Source organism: Protofrankia sp. Cr1 (assembly GCF_963555865.1).
Classification (GTDB): Bacteria; Actinomycetota; Actinomycetes; order Frankiales; family Frankiaceae; genus Protofrankia.
Genome location: NZ_CAUVXO010000135.1, coordinates 3455 through 6237, shown reverse-complemented (window position 1 = coordinate 6237; position 2783 = coordinate 3455). Strand labels below are relative to the sequence as shown.

Sequence of the window (2783 nt, the reverse complement as noted above, 5' to 3'; positions counted from 1 at the left end):
TCTCATGTCGAACCGACCTGCGCCGGGGTCAGCCGCAAAGCCGCTTGGTTAGGCGGCAGGGCTGGTTGTCAAGGGTTTTGGGGTACGAGGATGTCGATGTTGATGGTGGCCTTGTAGCTGGGGCTCGGACGCGGGTGCCTGTGGCGACGAACGTGGAGATCGCGCGTTTGACGACGCGGGGGTTGACCCGTAGGCGCCGGTCGGGCATGAGGGTGTCCAGGATGTGGCGGCCGATGGTGGCGACGAGGTCGATGATGATGTCGGCGATGACGCCGGCGGCGTGGGGTGCCTTGCCGGGAGGAATGCGATGAGCGAATTCACGGGACCCGGGCTACTGCGGGAATGCCTCGAACGGCTGGAGTGGGCACCCGAGCGCCTGGCCCGGGAAATCAACAAGACGGCGAACAAGCAGGTCGTCAGCCCGAAGGCCCCCTATCACTGGCTGCAGGGCGGGACCCCGCGAGGCACCCTGCCAGAACTGGCCGCGCTCACGCTCAGCCGCGCACTTGGCGAGCACGTCACACCCTGGCAGCTCTGGCCCGGCACGCAGACACAGGCAACCGCGATCTCCGCGCACTCCGGGCTCAACCTCCCATGGACAGCCGACGGAGCCGGTCGTTGCGCGGACCTCATCAGCAGGCCTACCGCATCCCTCCTACTCCCCGTACCAGGCCCGATGGCGATCGCACCCGTGGTCGACTGGTTCACCGCCCCGACAACGGCGCAGCCATCGCGGGCGAACGGCAACGCGGTCAACGGCGAGATGGTGACCGTGCTCGCCGACCGCGTCCGCCAACTGCGGCATCTCGACGACGTCCAGGGCGGGCCGATGCTGCTGGACTGGATCAAGCACGACCTGCGCTGGACCGCCAGCCTGGCCAGCACCGCCTCCTACGACCAGGAGACCGGTACTGCCCTGTTCAGCGTGCTGGCGCAGCTGGCTCAGCTCGCCGGATGGGTGGCCACAGACCTGGGCCAGCAGGCGTTCGGCCAGCGCTACCTCTTAGCAGCCTTGCGATTCGCCCACGCAGCCGCGGACACCGAACTCGCCGCCGCAGTCGTCTCGTGCCTCAGCTACCTCGCGCTGTGGATGAACTCATCCGCGAACGCCGTCAGGCTGATCCGGATGGCCCGCCAACGGTCCGCAGGACACGCCAGCCCGGTCACCGCCGCGCTACTCGCAAGCCGCGAGGCCCGTGCCCACGCTTCCAGCGGCTCGACCGCTGAGTGCGCGCAGGCGCTTGACGAGGCCGCCAGCCTGCTCAGCACACAGGCCGTTTCGTCGGTCCCACCGCCCGCATGGATGTACTGGGTGACCGAGGCAGTCCTCGTCGCCGACGCTGGCCGCTCCTGGCTGGAGGCGGGACGGCCGGAGCAGGCCATCCCGCTGTTGGACGACGGACTGCGCCTGTTCGGGCACAGTCAGCCGCGCAACCGCCTGCTGCACGGGGTATCCCTCGCCCAAGCCATGCTGCTCACCCGCCAGCCAGATGGCGCGGTCCAGGCCACCGATCAGGCACTCGCCCTGATCGCCGGACAAGACTCTGGCCGCGTCCGCAGCCGCCTCGCCGAGCTGCGCACCGCCCTCGCCGCGTCGACGGCGAGCCAGGCCATCGAGGCCGCCGACAGGGTCGCGGATCGCATCCACGCGTAGCCTGGTGGCGCTGAAGGTCACGCGCCGAGGGCACGAGGAGACCCCGTTCATGTGGCTGGCCACGAACGTCCCACTCGCCTCGCTGACCACGCTGCGCCTCGGTGGCCCTGCCCGGGAAGTGGCCGTCCTCGACGACCCGGGCGACTTCCCCGAACTCGTCGCCGCCGCCGGTCGCGCCGGGAGCGCGCCAAGGGTCATCGGGGCCGGCAGCAACCTCCTGGCCGCCGACGACGGCTACCCCGGCCTCGTAGGCCGGATGGCCACCACAGGCGTACGCCTAGACCACAGCCAGGACGGCGACCGCGTTCTGGTCACCGTCCAGGCCGGCCACGATCTGGACGCCCTGGTCGCCGAGATGGTGGCCGAGGGGCTGTCCGGGATTGAGTGCCTGACCGGCATCCCGGGGACCGTCGGGGCGACCCCCGTCCAGAACGTCGGCGCCTACGGCCAAGAGGTCAGCGACACCCTTGCCAACATCCGTGCCTGGGACTGGACCACCGGCCAGGAGACCGAGATGATTCCCGCCCACTGCGGCCTCGGCCACCGCACCAGCGTCTTCAAGCACTCCAAGCGCTGGACCATCCTCACTGTCACGCTTGCCCTCACGCCAAGCAAGCTCGGGCCTCCCCTTACCTATCGCGCGGTGGCCGATGCAGCAGGAGTTCCCTTAGGCGAACAGATCCTCCTGGACGAGACCGTCGCGGCCATCCGGCAGGTGCGGGATGAGAAAGGCATGATCCTCGACTCCTGCGGCCCTGACGGCCGCACGGCGGGAAGCGTCTTCCTCAGCCCGTCCATTCCTGCAGACACTGCCCGCCATCTGCGCGGCGAGGGCGCTCCCGTCAACGACTTCCCTGACGGAAAGACCCGCGTTAGCGCCAGCTGGCTCATGGGCGCAGCAGGCTTCTCCCTCGGGCAGCGACTCGCCACTGGCGCCCGGATCTCGACCAGACACTTCACCCTCGTAGCCGGCGACGGGGCGACCGCCGCATCCTTCGCTGACGCGGCAGCCACCGTCGCGGAGCAAGTCCAGCGGGCCACCGGGATCACCCTCACGGCCGAGCCCGATCTGCTCGGCGATCTCCCGGCCTACGCACGGCTCTCCCCACACGGAAGCTAAGTGACGCCG

At 69.6% G+C, this 2783-nt stretch carries 2 protein-coding genes; both read left to right on the top strand.

The features are described from left to right. Nucleotides 1-307 precede the first annotated feature (307 nt). Entirely contained in the window at nt 308-1654 is a 1347-nt protein-coding gene (locus U9980_RS12980; RefSeq protein ID WP_322768139.1) for a hypothetical protein, read from the top strand. A gap of 49 nt (nt 1655-1703) precedes the next feature. After that, nucleotides 1704-2774 carry a UDP-N-acetylmuramate dehydrogenase gene (locus U9980_RS12975; RefSeq protein ID WP_322768138.1) on the top strand — a complete coding sequence of 357 codons (1071 nt, stop codon included), beginning with the start codon at nt 1704-1706 and terminating at the stop codon, nt 2772-2774. The last annotated feature ends 9 nt before the right edge of the window (nt 2775-2783 follow it).

Excerpts from the sequence above, each read along its gene's own strand:
- U9980_RS12980 (WP_322768139.1), top strand. The coding sequence starts at position 308 with ATGAGCGAATTCACGGGACCCGGGCTACTGCGGGAATGCCTCGAACGG.
- U9980_RS12975 (WP_322768138.1), top strand. The coding sequence starts at position 1,704 with ATGTGGCTGGCCACGAACGTCCCACTCGCCTCGCTGACCACGCTGCGC.